Annotated in this window: 21 protein-coding genes and 6 pseudogenes; 21 read left to right on the top strand and 6 right to left on the bottom strand. The window is 57.0% G+C overall.

The window, feature by feature from the left end; all coding sequences use genetic code 11:
• Positions 1-178: 178 nt before the first annotated feature.
• The 6 genes and pseudogenes from ACMX3H_RS12850 to ACMX3H_RS12825 all read right to left on the bottom strand — a co-directional run.
• A pseudogene (locus ACMX3H_RS12850) lies at positions 179-747 on the bottom strand (MmgE/PrpD family protein); the annotation flags it as partial.
• A gap of 130 nt (positions 748-877) precedes the next feature.
• On the bottom strand, positions 878-1354 hold the full coding sequence (locus ACMX3H_RS12845) for a serine hydrolase (protein ID WP_415211117.1): 477 nt from the start codon (positions 1352-1354) through the stop codon (positions 878-880).
• Positions 1245-2017: pseudogene (locus ACMX3H_RS12840) on the bottom strand (ABC transporter ATP-binding protein). The gene ACMX3H_RS12845 and the pseudogene ACMX3H_RS12840 overlap by 110 nt, the downstream one beginning before the upstream one ends.
• Positions 2014-2879: pseudogene (locus ACMX3H_RS12835) on the bottom strand (ABC transporter ATP-binding protein). The pseudogenes ACMX3H_RS12840 and ACMX3H_RS12835 overlap by 4 nt, the downstream one beginning before the upstream one ends.
• Positions 2872-3462, bottom strand: a pseudogene (locus ACMX3H_RS12830) (ABC transporter permease); the annotation flags it as partial. The pseudogenes ACMX3H_RS12830 and ACMX3H_RS12835, both read right to left, overlap by 8 nt.
• 283 nt (positions 3463-3745) lie before the next feature.
• Positions 3746-4345 (bottom strand): helix-turn-helix domain-containing protein, encoded by a 600-nt coding sequence (locus tag ACMX3H_RS12825; protein ID WP_415211116.1) that lies wholly within the window; start codon positions 4343-4345, stop codon positions 3746-3748.
• Positions 4346-4520: 175 nt separating this feature from the next.
• On the opposite strand from ACMX3H_RS12825, the gene ACMX3H_RS12820 reads away from it, so the two are divergent.
• From ACMX3H_RS12820 to ACMX3H_RS12720, 21 genes and pseudogenes are all read left to right on the top strand, one after another.
• Positions 4521-4757, top strand: coding sequence for a helix-turn-helix domain-containing protein (locus tag ACMX3H_RS12820; protein ID WP_345996409.1), 237 nt, complete (start codon positions 4521-4523; stop codon positions 4755-4757).
• A 2-nt stretch (positions 4758-4759) separates the two neighbouring features.
• Positions 4760-6802, top strand: coding sequence for a Mu transposase C-terminal domain-containing protein (locus ACMX3H_RS12815; RefSeq protein ID WP_415211115.1), 2043 nt, complete (start codon positions 4760-4762; stop codon positions 6800-6802).
• Between the two features lie 11 nt (positions 6803-6813).
• Positions 6814-7744, top strand: a pseudogene (locus ACMX3H_RS12810) (AAA family ATPase).
• A gap of 11 nt (positions 7745-7755) precedes the next feature.
• The gene (locus ACMX3H_RS12805; RefSeq protein WP_415211114.1) at positions 7756-8046 is read left to right on the top strand and encodes a hypothetical protein; all 291 of its coding nucleotides are present in this window, start codon (positions 7756-7758) and stop codon (positions 8044-8046) included.
• Between the two features lie 7 nt (positions 8047-8053).
• Positions 8054-8227 carry a hypothetical protein gene (locus ACMX3H_RS12800; RefSeq protein WP_415211113.1) on the top strand — a complete coding sequence of 58 codons (174 nt, stop codon included), beginning with the start codon at positions 8054-8056 and terminating at the stop codon, positions 8225-8227.
• A gap of 7 nt (positions 8228-8234) precedes the next feature.
• Entirely contained in the window at positions 8235-8864 is a 630-nt protein-coding gene (locus ACMX3H_RS12795; RefSeq protein WP_415211112.1) for a DUF3164 family protein, read from the top strand.
• Positions 8865-8867: 3 nt separating this feature from the next.
• On the top strand, positions 8868-9059 hold the full coding sequence (locus ACMX3H_RS12790) for a hypothetical protein (protein WP_415211111.1): 192 nt from the start codon (positions 8868-8870) through the stop codon (positions 9057-9059).
• A gap of 330 nt (positions 9060-9389) precedes the next feature.
• Positions 9390-10133: a 3'-5' exonuclease gene (locus ACMX3H_RS12785; RefSeq protein ID WP_415211110.1), complete on the top strand. Its 744-nt coding sequence runs from the start codon at positions 9390-9392 to the stop codon at positions 10131-10133.
• A complete protein-coding gene (locus ACMX3H_RS12780) occupies positions 10117-10512 on the top strand; it encodes a gp16 family protein (protein WP_415211109.1) in 396 nt (131 codons plus the stop codon). The genes ACMX3H_RS12785 and ACMX3H_RS12780 overlap by 17 nt, the downstream gene beginning before the upstream one ends.
• The gene (locus tag ACMX3H_RS12775) at positions 10512-10871 is read left to right on the top strand and encodes a hypothetical protein (protein WP_415211108.1); all 360 of its coding nucleotides are present in this window, start codon (positions 10512-10514) and stop codon (positions 10869-10871) included. The genes ACMX3H_RS12780 and ACMX3H_RS12775 overlap by 1 nt, the downstream gene beginning before the upstream one ends.
• Positions 10872-10953: 82 nt before the next feature.
• Positions 10954-11430 carry an N-acetylmuramoyl-L-alanine amidase gene (locus ACMX3H_RS12770; protein WP_415211107.1) on the top strand — a complete coding sequence of 159 codons (477 nt, stop codon included), beginning with the start codon at positions 10954-10956 and terminating at the stop codon, positions 11428-11430.
• The gene (locus ACMX3H_RS12765) at positions 11427-11681 is read left to right on the top strand and encodes a hypothetical protein (RefSeq protein ID WP_345996105.1); all 255 of its coding nucleotides are present in this window, start codon (positions 11427-11429) and stop codon (positions 11679-11681) included. The genes ACMX3H_RS12770 and ACMX3H_RS12765 overlap by 4 nt, the downstream gene beginning before the upstream one ends.
• Complete coding sequence (locus ACMX3H_RS12760) at positions 11656-12267, top strand: hypothetical protein (protein ID WP_415211106.1); 612 nt, start codon at positions 11656-11658, stop codon at positions 12265-12267. Before ACMX3H_RS12765 ends, ACMX3H_RS12760 begins: the two co-directional genes overlap by 26 nt.
• Positions 12257-12499 (top strand): hypothetical protein, encoded by a 243-nt coding sequence (locus tag ACMX3H_RS12755; protein WP_415211105.1) that lies wholly within the window; start codon positions 12257-12259, stop codon positions 12497-12499. Before ACMX3H_RS12760 ends, ACMX3H_RS12755 begins: the two co-directional genes overlap by 11 nt.
• A 15-nt stretch (positions 12500-12514) precedes the next feature.
• The gene (locus ACMX3H_RS12750) at positions 12515-12706 is read left to right on the top strand and encodes a hypothetical protein (protein ID WP_415211104.1); all 192 of its coding nucleotides are present in this window, start codon (positions 12515-12517) and stop codon (positions 12704-12706) included.
• Positions 12706-13206, top strand: coding sequence for a DUF1804 family protein (locus ACMX3H_RS12745; RefSeq protein ID WP_415211103.1), 501 nt, complete (start codon positions 12706-12708; stop codon positions 13204-13206). Before ACMX3H_RS12750 ends, ACMX3H_RS12745 begins: the two co-directional genes overlap by 1 nt.
• The gene (locus ACMX3H_RS12740; RefSeq protein ID WP_415211102.1) at positions 13199-13399 is read left to right on the top strand and encodes a hypothetical protein; all 201 of its coding nucleotides are present in this window, start codon (positions 13199-13201) and stop codon (positions 13397-13399) included. Before ACMX3H_RS12745 ends, ACMX3H_RS12740 begins: the two co-directional genes overlap by 8 nt.
• Positions 13396-13608: a hypothetical protein gene (locus tag ACMX3H_RS12735; RefSeq protein ID WP_415211101.1), complete on the top strand. Its 213-nt coding sequence runs from the start codon at positions 13396-13398 to the stop codon at positions 13606-13608. The genes ACMX3H_RS12740 and ACMX3H_RS12735 overlap by 4 nt, the downstream gene beginning before the upstream one ends.
• A 23-nt stretch (positions 13609-13631) precedes the next feature.
• Positions 13632-13832, top strand: a complete 201-nt coding sequence (locus tag ACMX3H_RS12730) for a hypothetical protein (protein WP_415211100.1) — start codon at positions 13632-13634, stop codon at positions 13830-13832.
• Between the two features lie 32 nt (positions 13833-13864).
• Positions 13865-15504 (top strand): annotated as a pseudogene (terL, locus tag ACMX3H_RS12725) (phage terminase large subunit).
• On the top strand, positions 15504-15730 hold a 227-nt coding region (locus ACMX3H_RS12720; protein WP_415211099.1), incomplete at its 3' end, for a DUF935 family protein. The pseudogene terL and the gene ACMX3H_RS12720, both read left to right, overlap by 1 nt.

Here is a 15730-nt window from a genome sequence, read left to right as displayed (position 1 = left end):
GGCGAATCACTACGCAAAGAGCAAGGAGTAGCCAGCACAGGAAAAATAGACTAAAACCGAGTCAGAAGATGAGCGAACACGTGATCGAATATCACTGGAATGGGTGATCGGAAAATATCGGAATAACTGATCGGATGTCGCTGGAACAGATGATCGGATACGTCGGAATCTGCACCATGCCGGCGTGAAACGGTTTTAGCGGTGTACCGAATTGCCCTTTTACGCCGCTGGCCAGGCTTACCGCGATACTGAGCGCGAGCGCAATGTCGGCTTCGTCTAACCCCATCAGCCAGGCCACGCCTGCGGCTGTACCGATACATCCCACGGTGGAGGTGTGCCATGCCACCCGGTGGTGTAATGGGATCGCTCTACTGTTTCACCGATCCACGCCTGGGCCTGCAGGCCGATCAGGTAAGCGTCGATCAATGCCGCACCTTCGCGCCGGTCCGCCAGAGCCACCGCCAGCAGCGCGGGTACCAGCACCGCTGAAGCATGGCTCATGCCCGGGGCGAAGTTATCGTCCTAATCAATGGCGTGCGCCGCGGTTGCATTAATCAAGGCCTGAACGGTGGGGGAGCGGTAGGGCACTGTCCAGGCATCGCTTACGGCGCGGGTGGAGAAATCATCTCGCCCCGCGTAAAGACAGGCCAGCGTATCGGTAATGGCCTCCATCGCCAGGTTTCGGGCCTGCGGCGTAAACGTTTTGGGTTGCGCGCACCACGCGGCGAGAGTCTCGATTACGGTCATGATAAAATGTCCCTTGAGTTGAGCGTGTCAATAAGCAGTTGTAGAAGCCGGCCGGTTTGAAAACGGCTCACCTCTTTTCCAGGCGTATCGGTGTCTACACGATGGACGATGACTAAGGCCATCGACGGCATCACCAGGCAAAAATGATCGCTGCGCCGCGCGCCGAATAGCTGCCATCGGGGAGTATTACCCCCGGCCAGGCGACGCCGGCACGCGTGACCCACCACATCGCGCCGTACGCGCCGCGGCAGCCGGCGTGGGAGATGGGAAGCGTGCTGCTGCGGACCCAGTGCGCCGGTATCACCTGCCGATCGTCCCATGTCCCCTGCTGCAAAAATAACTGGCCGAACCGAAGCAGGTCACGGTTTGAGAGACGAAAGGGATAGGCGGGGTGGTCCGAGAAATCCCCGGGTTCCATGGCGCCATCCTGCGCGGGACGAAAATCCTCCATGCCGATGGGGCCGGCTATCTGCCGCGCGAAGGCGTCGTGGATAGCCTCACCGGTCAGCTGGCGCCATACGCTGCCGAGGGCGTTGAAGTCCCAGTTGTTGTAGCACCAGTTGTCGCCGGGCGCCGGCGGTGAATTCCTCCAGAAGTCTACCCTGATACATGATGCCGATCCTGTCGCATAAGTGTGCCACCACCGCCAAATCGTGTGTGACGAGGAGATAGGTCAATCGACGCTGCCGGCGCATTTGACTCAGCAAATTGAGGATCTCCGCCTGCACAGAAACGTCCAGCGCTGAAGTGGGCTCATCCAGCAGGATCGACGGCTCCAGGATCAGCGCGCGGGCGATGGCCACCCGCTGGCGCTGGCCGCCGGAAAGTTGATGGGGATAGCGGTAACGAAAAGCGTCTGACAGGCCGACGGCGTTCAGCACTTCGCTAATGTGCGCCTCATGGCGCTCCAGCCCCTGTAGTTGTAACGGCTCTCGCAAAGTATTCCATACTATTTTGCGCGGATGTAACGAGGCATAGGGATCTTGGAACACCATCTGGACATCCCGGTAGAAGCCTTTGTCGCGCCGGTGCTGCTGCTCGCGGTTGTTAAGCAGGATATATGCCCTTGATAATGGTGATTCAGGCCCGCCAACGCGCGCAGGAGGGTTGATTTGCCGCAGCCGGATTCACCGATAAGGCCATAGCTTTCTCCTTGTCCCAAGAGAATATTGACGTTGTCGACCACCTGACGGCGCTGACGTCCCTCGCCGAAGGCGATGCTTAATGCCAGGGTTTCAATACTGCGCTGTGCGCTGGGAATCACATTCATAGGGCGACACCATAACGGTAGCTCGGGCCGTCCAGCCAGGCCGGATCGCGTGCGGGGACGCTAAGCGTCGCCACCGGATGGCGCAGACGCGGCTGACTGTCGAGTAATGCCCGGGTATAAGGATGGCAAGCGTGCTCCAGCTGCGCCGCCGCGATCTCCTCGACGATGCGGCCGGCATACATCACCAGCACCCGGTGACAAAAGCGCGACACCAGATTGAGGTCATGGGTGATAAACAGTAAACCGGTGTTGTGCCGCGCCAGTTGTTCATCAAGGATGGTCAGTACCTGTTGACGCACGGTAACGTCCAGCGCGCTGGTGGGCTCATCGGCGATGATAAGATCCGGCTCGGGGATAAGCATCATCGCAATCATCACCCTTTGCCCCATGCCGCCCGAAATTTCATGGGGGTAGAGCCGGAATACCTGTTCCGCTTCGCGGATATGCATGGATTCCAGCATCGCCAAGGCTTTGTCCCGGGCGTCTTTTTGACTCACGCGCGTATGCAAACGGTAGGCTTCGGTAATTTGATGGCCGATCCGCATCAGCGGGTTAAGGGAAAATTTCGGGTCCTGAATACCATGGAAATACGATTGCCGCGGATGCGGCGCATCTGTTTCTCGCTGGCGTTGAGCAAATCGACATCGCCAAAACGCATTTTGTCGGCGCTGATACGGCCGACTTTGGGCGTCAGCTTGAGCAGCGCCCGACAGGTCTGGGATTTACCCGAGCCGGATTCCCCTACGATGGCCACTTTTCCCCGCCCGACGGTGAATGACACATTTCGCACCGCGGAGTGGTCCTGATAAGCGCCTTTAAACACCACATTAAGATTTTCGACGTCCAGCAGAAGATCATTCATGGCGGAGATCCATCACGTCGCGCAGGCCATCACCTAACAGGTTGAAAGCCAGACTGGTAAACAGAATGGCCAAACCGAGGATTGCCGCGATCCAGCCGTGATTCATCATAAATTCCCGTCCCGAAGAGAGCATGGCGCCCCACTCCGGGCTGGGTGCCTGCGCGCCCAGGCCGAGGAAACCCAGCCCCGCCGCGGTCAGGATAATGGCGGCCATATTCAGCGTGACGCGCACCACCACCGAGGGCAGGCACATCGGCATCAGATGGTGCAGGATGATATGCTAGGAGGACGCTCCCTTTAGCCGTATCGCCGCGATATAGTCCATTTTGCGAATCGATAGCGTTTCCGCCCGCGCCAGGCGCGCAATCGGCGGCCACGAGGAGAGCGCGATAGCGATAATCGTGTTCTCAAGGCCGGGACCCAGCGCGGCGACAAACGCCAATGCCAAAATCAAGCTGGGAAACGCCAGGAAAATATCCACCAGACGCATCAACACCGTATCCACCCAGCCGCCGAGATATCCGGCGGTGGTGCCGATAATTAGCCCGAGCGGGGTGATTATCACGGCGGTGAGCGCGGCGATATTGTGGGGTGGCAAGCATTTCTGGACTATCAAAGGGAACGTTGGATTAGTCGTAAGCCCTTTATTGGCGCGGCTTACAACGATTTTAAGGATTCTGGACTCATTGCAAAAAAATGATCAGAAAATGATTTTTTTGCACTATATTCTGGACTGAATTGGTTGTAGTTTGAGTAAGTTTGAAAGCCGTTTAAACGCCTTTTGAGCATAATCTTTAAATAAAAATAATTATATAAAACATTAAATTAAGTATGATAAATTTAGCATGCAATAGCGTAGTATTTACTTAGGCTACTCCGCTTTTCTTATAGCCTAAGCTTGTTACGTCTTCTATTTGATTCTCTTGAGGTGCGGCCCCCTTTTTAGCTTCGTGTAAGGCCATTAGGCGCTCCTGCTCTTCGGGAGGGAGTTCAAGCAACGCTCTTTCAACATTGCTAGTGATATTATTTTCATTGGTAGTATCAGTTTTCATACAAGCCGAAATAACTCCTTCAATCCCTTTCCTATGGATAATCCTCAAGATAGCTTGAGCTTCTTGCGCATCAAGTGAATCAAGCACCATGAGCCATGCAGTCATTAACTTACCACCATTATCATCTATCCCCGTTTTTCCAGATCTAGCTTTTAAGTTATTAGATAACTTGTCATATGATCCAAATGCTAGCCAGTCAAGGCTGATTTGCTCCTTATATGCAATGCTCCGTATTGCAGTAAAGGACGGCTCAGTTCCTTTGTTCAAGTAATTATTTAATGTAGAAAAAGATAACCCCCAGCACCTGGCAACAGCACGGATACTGCGTTCACCAATCAGCATCTTTAAACGCTCTCTAAAGCTTTCTTTGCTCCCCCCATCAAAAGCAAATTCATTTGTTTTTTCATCTGTCATTTTCTTTTCACTTAATCTATTGATTCAAAAGGATTAAAAAAATTGCGCGCATTGACCACAAAAAGAGTCAAATAAAGCTAACTTTTTGCTTTATTTGATTCCAATCAAGATCAATACTTGCAGTAGAGGTAAGCCCCATGACTTACCTGCATGGTTAACTTTTTAGGGTAATCGAATGATAGATAGAAATGAAGTGAATCATCGTGACTGGCACCGGATTGATATCGTGGCCTCCCTGCATAAGAAGGGGATCACCATGCAAGATCTCTCCCGTGGCTCGGGGCTGGCGTCCAGCACGTTAAAAAACGCGCTATATCGTCCCTATCCCAAAGGTGAACGCATTATCGCTAATGCACTCAATGTGGATCCGGCCAGCATTTGGCCGAGTCGTTATGTGAGCAAGGTGTCGTAATTATGTTTGTTACGGTGAGTGAGTTAGTCGGTTTACCCGGATTGCCTGGCACTTTGCAGGGACTTCGCTGGTCATTGAATAAGCGGACTGCAAATTCACCCGATTTAGTCCGTAAGCGTTCGGGCACCAAGGCTTTCGAGTACCACATCGATTGTTTACCAGAGCAAGCTCGCGAGATCATCAAACAGCGGCACTATAAATCTTTAATAGCGCAGGCCCCGGCCCAGCCGGTTGATGAGTCGGTCAAGCACAGCGCCGCCATCAAGTCGCGTGATGAGCTGGCGATCATGCGCCAATGTCCGGCCCTGCTTGACCGCAAGGTGCAGGCCCTGAACGATCACCAGAAGCAGATTGCCGATGCGCGCATGATGCTGGCACAGGAAGTGATCCGGTTACAGCAGGCCGGCATGACCCGCATTGCGGCGGTGACCTTTATCGCCGAGGAGTCAAAGACCGGCACATTGCTCGAGGCCCTGCAGCGCGCCGCCACGCTGGCCAACGCCAAAAAGGGCCGCACCCGGCAAGGGGTGGGCAAAAGCAGCCTGCAGGAATGGGTGAGTCTCTATCTCAGTGCTGAGTGGCCCCAGGAGCGTCTGGCGATACTGGCTCCCGGTCAGCCGAAGAAGCAGCGTCCCGAAGACATGACGTGGTTTTACGCCCTGTTCTGGCCGCATTATGCCCGGGCCTGTGGCCCGACGGTGCTGGAAGCCTACCGTGCATTTCAGGAAGACTGGCAGGGCAAATACCATGACCAGCCTGCCATGCTGGCGGCCCTGCTGACCTACGACAAGGTCAATCGCATGGTCAAGCGGGTTGCGCCTAACCGAAGGGTCAAGGGCAGGGTTACCGGCTCGGCGCTTAAGGCGTATCAGGTTTACCAGCAGCGGGATTGGGCGCAGATGCCGGTGAACGGCTGCTGGATAGCCGATGGCAAGTCGCTGAACATGAAAGTGGCGCATCCGATACACGGGAGACCCTTTACCCCTGAGCTGACTTTGGTGCTCGATGGGCGCACCTGCTATCTGGTGGGCTGGAGCCTGTCACTGGCGGAGAACGCCATCGCGGTGGCCGATGCGTGGCGTTATGCCATCCAGCACCACGGCAAGCCGCTGTTTGCCTACTCCGATAACGGCGGTGGTGAGACCAACAAGATGCTGGATGCGGATATCACCGGGATTTTCCCCCGGCTGGGCATTGAGCATATTACCGGTCTCCCCGGCAATCCCCAGGCGCGGGGCATTATTGAGCGGCTTAACGGGGTTCTCCCTCGTCGTCTGGCTCTGCGCTTTCAGACCTATAACGGGCTAAGCGCTGACCCCAACGGGGTGCGGGTACAGGGGCAAAAACTGCTGAGTCTGTCGAATGCCTTGCGTCAGGGTAAGGAGTTGAATCCTGTTCAGCAAAAAACGCTGGCGATATTGCCCAGCTGGCGGCAGCTGATAGACGCCATCGAGGAGGAGGTGCAGCGCTATAACCACAGCCACGAGCACAGCGCACTGCCGAAGGTCAACGGCAAGTCGATGACGCCGGCTGCTTACCGCAAGGCCCTGCTGGCTGAGGAAGGAGACAACATTGAATACCTGACGCCGGGCGAGCTGCGCGAGATGTTTATGCCGGAAGAGAAACGCGTGGCCCAGCGCGGCTGGGTTGAACTGTTGAATAACCAGTATTTTGCCAGGGAGCTGATTGAGGTAGACCGCCAGACGGTAAGGGTGGCCTACGATATCCATAATCCGGACGAAGTGATTATTCGCCAAATGGACGGCGCTTATCTCTGTACTGCGCTCTGGAATGGCAATACGGCCTCGCCGGTGCCGGTCTCGCGGGTGGAAAAAGCGCTGGAGGTGCGCGCCAAGCGTCGCATTAAACTGGCCGAAAGCAAGATTCAGGATGCGAAAGACGAATTACGCCCGGTGATTGATGCGCCCAGGGAAAGCGATTACAGCCTGCTGATACCCAAGGTGTCGGCACCTGAAAAAGAGAAGGTGTATTTATTTGAATCTGAATATGAGCACGATATCAAGCAGGTCGGTAATAACCGGTAAGGATATATTGTATGACAACGCGAGAACGTATTTTCCAGCTGATGGAACGGTCAGGCTACACCCAGCGCAAGGTGGCCGATAAAACCGGATTAAGCAGCGCGACCATTTCACAATATTTAAAGGGGGTCTACAACGGCAATATTGATAACGTCGAGGGTACGCTGCGGGATTTTCTTGACCGCGCGACAGAGCGCGCCCACCGGCGGGATATCAAGGTGCATTTTGTGCCGACCCATCTGGCCAGGGTGGCGCTGGACCTGATTAGTGCCACGCACGACTTCGGCGATATCGGCGTGATATACGGCCCGGCAGGCATGGGAAAAAGCATGGTGCTGAAGGAGTATGTGCGCGCCAACAGCGCCAATATAAGGCGTCATCCTGATTGAAGCCGACCCCGGCTATACCGCCAAGGTGTTATTGCAGGCGCTGTGCGCCCGGCTGGGTCTGCGAAAAACCGGCAATATTCATGAGCTGGTCGAGGAGTGTGTGCAGGGGCTGCGTGACAAGCACTGGCTGGTGCTGGTTGACGAGGCTGAACTGCTGCCCTACAGGGCGCTTGAGGTCCTGCGCCGCATTCACGACCGTTCCGGGGTGGCCATTGTGCTGGCGGGCATGCCGCGCCTGCTGCTCAATCTGAAAGGCTCTCGCGGGGAGTACGCCCAGCTCTATAGCCGGGTGGGTATGGCGTTAGACCTGGAATCTCGTAAGAAAGAAAGTGAAGCCGAGGATTTCAGTGCCATTCTGGGCAGCCTGTTATCGAACGGTGAAGCATCGGGCGAGCCGCTTGCGCCGGAGATTGCCGCCGCCTTTCGCAAGCATTCACGGGACAATTATCGCCGCCTGTTTAAACTGGCGCGCGGGGTGGCCCGGACAAGCGCTATCGGCAATCAGGGGATTTCCGTGACGTTAATCGACCGCTATGCAGAAATGCTAATTCATTGAAGGAGGAAAGTATGTCAGTCCATCATAAAGCGGCATCGACTAACAATCATCTTATCGCCGCGATGACGCAGGCAGAAGCCGTTATTCGTTATTTGACGATAAGAGGCGTGAGCGTAAAAAGCGTGATATTGCATAATTGCAAACCCGTTATCCGTATTGAACACCATCCGTTCTGTGAGCAGTTATTAAAACAGGGGCAGGCGGATTATATCACCGTGGGCAAAAACGCACAGGGTGGTTTTAAGCAAGGGGCATTTATGAAAGGTGGGTGCCGGGTGATTTGGTCAGCGTCATTACATTGAGGTTATCATGCCAATTAAAATAACAGTGACTCTTCTGGATGATGAAAAAGGCACTCATGCGAATGTCCGTGCTAAACAAAAAAAGGTTACACCACATGAAGATAAATGTGCACGCCTATTACTTAAACTGATAGAGATGTATTTCTCTGAAATCGGTGAAAACGAAAACAGGATTAAATGAGTCCCCCATGTCCACTAACTTACATGACAATACAGTACCTGCCGGCTACTGGCAGGACGCCAAAGGCGTATTGATACCCGACGCCATGGTAAAACCCATTGATAAGGAGCGCGACGCGCTGGTTAAAGATATTGTGGCGCGCGCCCGGCCGCTGCATGAGGCATTAAGAGATTTTAAACACCGCGCGTTTGTCGATATCCAGGCATTGATTGACCTGTCGATTGAGCAGTACGGGGTAAAACGTGGCGGCAGAAAAGGCAATGTGACGCTGTATTCCTTTGATGGCCGTTACAAGGTTATCCGCGTCCTGCAGGACCGCATTACCTTTGATGAGCGTATTCAAGCCGCCAAGGCATTGATTGATGATTGCATGACGGAATGGACGCAGAATGCGCGCCCGGAACGGCTGGCCATTATTGACCAGGCGTTTTCCACCGATAAGAACGGTGATATTAATCCGGCCCGTATTCTGCAGCTGCGTCGCCATGATATTACCGACCCGCGCTGGTTGCGGGCAATGGATGCACTGGCGGAAGCGGTGCAGGTGGTGACCAGCAAGAGCTATATCCGCCTTTATGAGCGTATCGACGAGACCGGGCAATATCGGCCGCTGTCGCTGGATATTGCCGGGGTATGAATCATGAAGGCAGAACAGTTTAATCAGTGCTATCCGGTCGGTGCCACTTTTATTTATCAACCTAACCGGATTTTAAAAAATGGCACCTTAATAAGGACCCTGGACAGGGCAAAAGATTTAACCACCTGTACTGTGGTTGAAATTAATTGCGCGCCTTATTTTGCGAATATTCTGTGGCTGACACTGAAACGCTGAATAAATAATGCATTAATGCTCTGTTTTAGAATGGCGTCAATCCGCCGGTGCTGGCTTGCGCCAAATAAACGTCATGCCTGTTTTTCTCAACCCGCTCGGGAGGACATAAACATGTTATATCGTGTGATTAAATGTGAATATAGGGATAACGGTAATCGCTGTGTTTATTATCTTAATGACCGCAGTCTGGTGCAGGAGTCACGCCTCGTTCCGGTGCCCTTCAGCCTGCGTTTTTATGACGCCCGGCAACGCATGATTTATTCAGACGCTATTCGCCAGCAAATGAAACAGGCGGTAATGCTTTATAAAAAACAGCATTGAGGACAAGTGATGAACAGACCCATGAATAACGTGATGCTCGATATCGAAACGCTGGGTAAAAAAGCCGGCTGCCCGATATTGTCGGTGGCGGCGGTGATGTTTGAGCCGGCAACGGGGCGGGTTGGTCAAACATTTTACGAACGTATCGATTATCAGGCCGCACGCCAATACGGTGAGCCAGAGGAAGAGACCCTGCTGTGGTGGCAAAAACAGAGCGATGACGCCCGTCACGAGGCATTCGGCGGTAAAGCACGTCCCGATGTTGTGGCGCGCGCCTTGCGGACGTTTATCGCCACCCACTGCGCCAAGCCTCGTGTGCCCTGGGGTAACGGCGCGGTATTCGATATTGCCCTGCTGGAGAGCTGGTTCGACCGCGTTGACCCGCAAAAAGACGACCAGGGCAATGACCGCTACCCCTGGTCATTCTGGGATGTCGCCGACCTGCGCACCCTGGTGCGGCTGTCAGGCATTGATGCGCGCGCCATCCCGTTTGACGGGGAAAAGCATCATGCGCTGGCCGATGCCCTGCACCAGGTCAAGATAGCGCATGCCGCCTGGCAACGATTATTTCCTGATGATGGCAAGTCTTATGCGTCAGTCATCGAATACCCGCTTGCCCAATGCAAGCGCGCCTTGACCGCACTGGGGTTATTACCCCCAGTGCCTTTCTTCGGTGAGAGGGAGAGACATTCGCCGGGACAACATCCTCATGCGGTTAACCTTCGGAGTGATGCTCATGAAAAATCTGATTAAAGTGGTGCATACGGGTAAAAATAAACTCAGCTGGGATGAAGAGACCTACCGGGGCGTCCTGCTGCGCGAGACCGGTAAGCAAAGCGCCAAGGACTGCACTGCCGCCGAGCTGGCGCGGGTGGTGCGCTATATGCGCAGCCAGGGCTTTACCACGTTACCCAAACAGGGCCGCAAGCCCCGTGTGGCAGCGGGACGTCAGGGGATGCTCAGCAAGATTGAGGCGCTGCTCGCCAGTGCCGGGCGGCCCTGGGGCTACCTCGATGGCATGATTGCGCGTATGCTGGGCGAAAAAAAGCCCGTAGAATGGCTCGATGATGCGCAGGTGCGCCGGCTGATGCAAATGCTGATTATGGACGCCAAACGGCACGGGAGACTGTAATGCAACCGTCGCTGCAGCCCGATTACGCCGAGGTGCAGGCATTGCTGCCAGAGTCGGTGCAGCAGATTGCCGGCCTGATAGGCTTTCCGGCCACCGAGGCGCTTATCCGCCATTTCGGCGGGGTGCCGTTTCGCATCGGCAAGGGGTTGCGCGGCGCGGGGGAGCGACGCATTGCCCTGCTGCAGGAGGTGCTGACGCCGGCGCAGGTGACGCTGCTGATGCACCATTTTGGCGGCGAGGAGCTGTATATCCCTCGCTGCGACAAGGCGTGGCGCGCCTGGCGTAACCGCTGCTTCCTGGCCGAGCTGGTGCGCCAGCGTCAGGCGGGGCCGCCGCCGGAGCAACCCACCTTGTTCTGAGTATTACCCTCTACGCCCCCGTTACCGGCACCGCCGGCCGCCTTTCGCCACAATAGCCTCATGTTCTGCATGAGGTTTTTTTATGTCCCGCGTCATTCATCGCATCATCATTCACTGCGCCGCCACGCCCAATGGTCGCGTTCTGGGCCGAGACGGTGAAAACGCCGCACAGGTGATTGACCGCTGGCACCGGGCGCGCGGTTTTCACCGTGACGCCCCGGCCAATGATAACGGTCTGACCAGCATCGGCTACCACTGGGTGATTGACGCTGACGGTCAGCTGCTGACCGGGCGCGGCGTGGAAGAAGTGGGTGCCCATGTGCGCGGCTATAACCAGGACTCGCTGGGTCTCTGCCTGGTGGGCACCGACCAGTTTACGTCGGCGCAGTGGGCCGTGCTGCGCACCCAGGTATTGACGCTGCGTGTGCGTTGGCCCGAGGCCAGTTTGCACGGCCACAATGAATTTTCCAGCAAGTTGTGTCCGGGCTTTTCGGTACCGCACTGGGAGTCCGAGGACTTCGCGCCCCTGCGCGACCATCTGTGTGAGCTGATCCCATGATGGCGCGCCTGGCCGAGCTGGTCACCAACCCCGAGGGGCGGCTGTCGACCTCCGATGTCATTATCGTCGGCGCGTTTCTGGTTAGCTCCCTGGTGGTGCTGGGCTGTGCCTGGAGCCGTCAGGAGACCGACCTGACGCTCGGGGTCTATCTCGGCTCCTGGGTCACCCATGGCGGCGTCGCCCGCTTTAGCGCCGGACGGCGCGCCCGTAAACAGGGAGAGGCCGATGGCGCTGTTACTCGCACTGACTAAGTTCATTCGCCGTCCGTGGTGGATAGTCGTACTGGTTGCCGCTCTGGCTGGCGGTGCAGGCTATTGGCGCGGCGCTCAGCAGGCCAGGCTGGTCGCCCAGGCAACACTCGCCACCCGGCAGGCCGAGTGTGAAGCTCGACAACGCCAGCAGGCGCAGGCCACACAACAGGCGCTGGAAAGCGCCCTGGCCCGGCAGCAACAGCTGCAGGGGGCCAATGACCGGCTCAGCACGCAGCTGGAGACCACACAGCACGCCCTGACGCTGAAAACCCAACAGTTACACAGGAGTATTGCCCATGCGGTGGCTCATGATGGCGCTGCTTATACCGGTCTGGGGCCTGATGGGCTGCAGCGCTACCGCGCCGCCCTCGGCTACCCCACCGACGATAATGCTTCCCTGTCCGCGCCCGCCGGCCAACCTGTGGGTGCKGCCACCCATGCCGCCGCCCCCGTAAAGGGGCTTGGCCCGGAGGCGTTGCTGCACCATGCCAGCGACTACGGGGCCTGGTGTCTGACCCTGCAGGCCCAGTTGCAGGCGATAAACGCTTTTTATAGCGCACAGGAGGGACCGCGCGATGAGCCTTGATCTGGCCTTCAATATTGCCCTGAGTCTGCTATCGGCGCTCGGCGGCCTGTGGCTTAAAAGCGTCAGTGAAGAACTGCGACGCCTGCAGTATGAACTGACCCAGGTACGGCAGGACTATCAACGGCGTGAGGATGCACAGCGCGATCTGCATCTGATGACCGGCATGATGCAGGACATCAAGGACAGCATTCAACGTATTGATAACAAGCTCGACCGCAAGGCCGACAAATAACGAGGAGCTTTATCCATGGAGCCACAGGACGTGATATCGCCGGTGCTGACCGAGTTGCGCACCATTCGTACCCAGCTTGACGGTATCGACCGCCGCCTTGACCGCCTGCAGGTGAAAGGCGCACGGGCGGRCGCTACCGCCGGTGCCGTGACCGGCGGCGTGGTCGCCACCGGGCTGGCGCTGATCCGGGCGCGACTGGGGGTGTAATGGCGCATCCCAAGGCCACCCGCGAGGGACTACGCCGAGCCTATGTGTTCGGCAACCTGTCTCTGGATCTGGCGGCAATCCAGTGCGGCGTCAGTGTGCATTCGGCCCGGCGCTGGAAAAAAGAGGCGCTGGAGAATGGCGATGACTGGGAAGTGATACGCAGCGCCCATCTGCTGGCCAGCGGCGCGCCGGAAGATATCGCTCGCGCCATCCTGACCAGCCTGATGGCGCAGTTTCAGGAGACGCTGGAAAAGGTCAACCTGGCTGACACACTGAGTGCCGCAGAGCGGGTTGAGCTGCTGGCACGCTTAACGGATGCGTGGAGCAAGTCGATTGCCGCCAGCAAAAAAATCCTGCCCGAGACCAGCCAGCTGGCCACCGCCATGGAGACCCTGAAGCTGCTCTCGGCGTTTATTCAGGACAAACACCCCCGGCATCTGGCGGCGTTTGTTGACATTCTTGAGGCTTTCGGGCCGGTACTGGAAAAACATTATGGCTAATCAATTCGTTGAAATCCGGGATGACGTGGCTGTTATCGCGGCAGAAATCACCAAGGTCTGGGTCAGCAACGGCGGCGAGGTGTTTGTCAAGCTGCGCGACGGTGCGGTGCATACCGTGGATGTCGCCTATGGCGAAACGCCGTTCCAGGCGTCAACCCGCATCAAAACCCAGATAGAGGCGGCGCTGGCATGAAGCAGCTGGTCAAGCTGTTGCCGGGCGCGTACCTCGACCCGGACGATGTCAGCGTGGTCAGGGTTGTTGGCGAGGATGTCTATGTCGGTCTGGGCGACGGTGCGCATTTTTTACGTCTGGCGAGTGTTGCCGGCAGCGTTGACACGGTCGCCGAGACCCTGGTGTCGCGCATTAATGCGGTACTGGCTGAGCGTCATCATGGCGTTTAAACGTGATTTAAAAGGGGGACATCATGACTAAAGACACAACATTTTATACGCAGGAGCGCATCGACACCGTCAATAAACTGGTGTCGTTAGTGCGCGACAATTTTTCAGATAGCGAGACGAACCGCGCTGTTTTCGCCGAATCGATGTGGATAGCCCTGCAAATGCTGAGTGGCCCCATGGAGGCGGCCATGCTTATCAGACGGAGTCAGATTGCTGAGGGATAAGCGACGTGTGCCGATTGAGGTAGGGAGCCTGTATGGCGACGAAATTTTCCATCCGTGAATTCCAGCACTCGCTGGCCGCGCTGGCCTCCAGCCTGCGCCGCACCATCGAGGCCGAATGCCTGGGCTTTGATACCGGGGCCGAGGCCATGGCGGCGCGGCGTTCACAGGTGGCTCACCCGGTGAACGGCTATCGCTATTTTGTGCAGACCTATTTTCCGCACTATATCCGTCATGCCGACCCCAGTGAACTGCATCGTTACCTGTTTCAGCGCCTGCCACAAATCGTCGCCAGCCCCAAAGGCGAGCAGGACGCCATCGCCGCGCCGCGTGGGGAAGCCAAGTCAACGCTGGTCAGCCAGCTGTTTGTGCTGTGGTGTCTGGTGCGCGGCATCAAGCACTATGCCCTGGTGGTGATGGATTCCATCGACCAGGCGTACCCGATGCTCGAAGCCATCAAGGCCGAGCTGGAATTTAACCCCCGGCTGCTGGCGGACTTCCCCGAAGCCTGCGGCGTGGGCCGCGTCTGGCAGATGGGCACCGTCCTGACGCGCAACGATATCAAGGTGCAGGTGGCCGGTAGCGGTAAAAAGCTGCGCGGCCGGCGCCACGGGCCGTACCGCCCTGACCTGGTGATACTGGACGATATTGAGAACGACGAGCAGGTGCGCAACCCGGACCAGCGCGACAAACTGGAAAGCTGGCTGAGAAAAACCGTGCTGCCGCTGGGAGGCGCAGGAGCAAAACTCGATGTGGTCTATATCGGCACCATCCTGCATTACGACTCGGTGTTGTCACGCACCCTGAATAACCCGCTATGGCGGCAGGCGCGCTTTAAGGCCCTGCGCGCCAGTGGCCGGTCAATCTGTCGCTGTGGGAGACCTGGGAGCAGCTCTTGCGTAACCAGGGAGCCGACGCGGCGCAGGATTTTTATACGTCACACCGTACCGAGATGGAGGAAGGCGCGGAAGTCTCCTGGTCCGCCCGTCCGCTGCTGACCCTGATGCATATCCGCGCCCGTGACGGTCACGCCACCTTTGATGCCGAGTACCAGAATGATCCGGTCAGCGGTGAAGATGCGCTGTTTGCCCACTGCCTGCATTTCTGGGTCAACCGGCTTAACGAGTGGGTCTTCTACGGGGCCTGCGACCCCAGCCTCGGCAAGGCCGGGGCCAGCCGTGACCCGTCAGCGCTGCTGGTTGGCGGCTTTAATCGCACCACCGGCGTGCTGGATGTGGTGGAAGCGCAGATACGCAAGCGGCTGCCGGATGCCATTATCAGTAACATTATTGCCCTGCAAAAAGAATACCACTGCCTGGTCTGGGGCATTGAGGCGGTGCAGTTTCAGGAGTTTCTGCGCACCGAGCTGATTAAGCGTGCTGCGCAGCTGGGCCACCCGGTGCCGGCGCGGGCCATTATCCCCCATGCCGACAAGCTGTTACGTATCGAGACCCTGCAGCCCCATATGGAAAACGGGCTTATCCGGCTGCACGCCAGCCAGACCACCCTGATACAGCAGCTGCGCCACTTTCCCCGCGCCGACCATGACGACGGCCCGGACGCGCTGCATATGCTCTGGACGCTGGCCGTGAGCCACGGCCCGAAAACCGAATACCGCTCATTGTCCGGTGACCGTCACCCCGGACGGCTGGGCTTTTCCCGTGGAGGCTGGTAATGGGCATGTTCACCGATATTTATGGCCGGCTGTTGCGCCGCCGCACCCTGACGCAGCCACAGACCGCTGATGACCGCCATCTGCGTTACCAGCAGGTGGCCGAGCACCCTTCGCTGGGCATCGATATCCGCCGGGTGTATGACATCCTGAGCGAGGCCGAGCAGGGGCACCTGGTGCGCCAGGCTGACCTGTTTTTTGATATGGAGGAGCGCGACGGCCATCTTTT

The organism is Sodalis sp. (in: enterobacteria) (genome assembly GCF_047607725.1).
In the GTDB taxonomy this organism is placed as follows: Bacteria; Pseudomonadota; Gammaproteobacteria; order Enterobacterales; family Enterobacteriaceae; genus JBLKSS01.
This window is presented reverse-complemented; position numbering and strand designations above follow the sequence as displayed.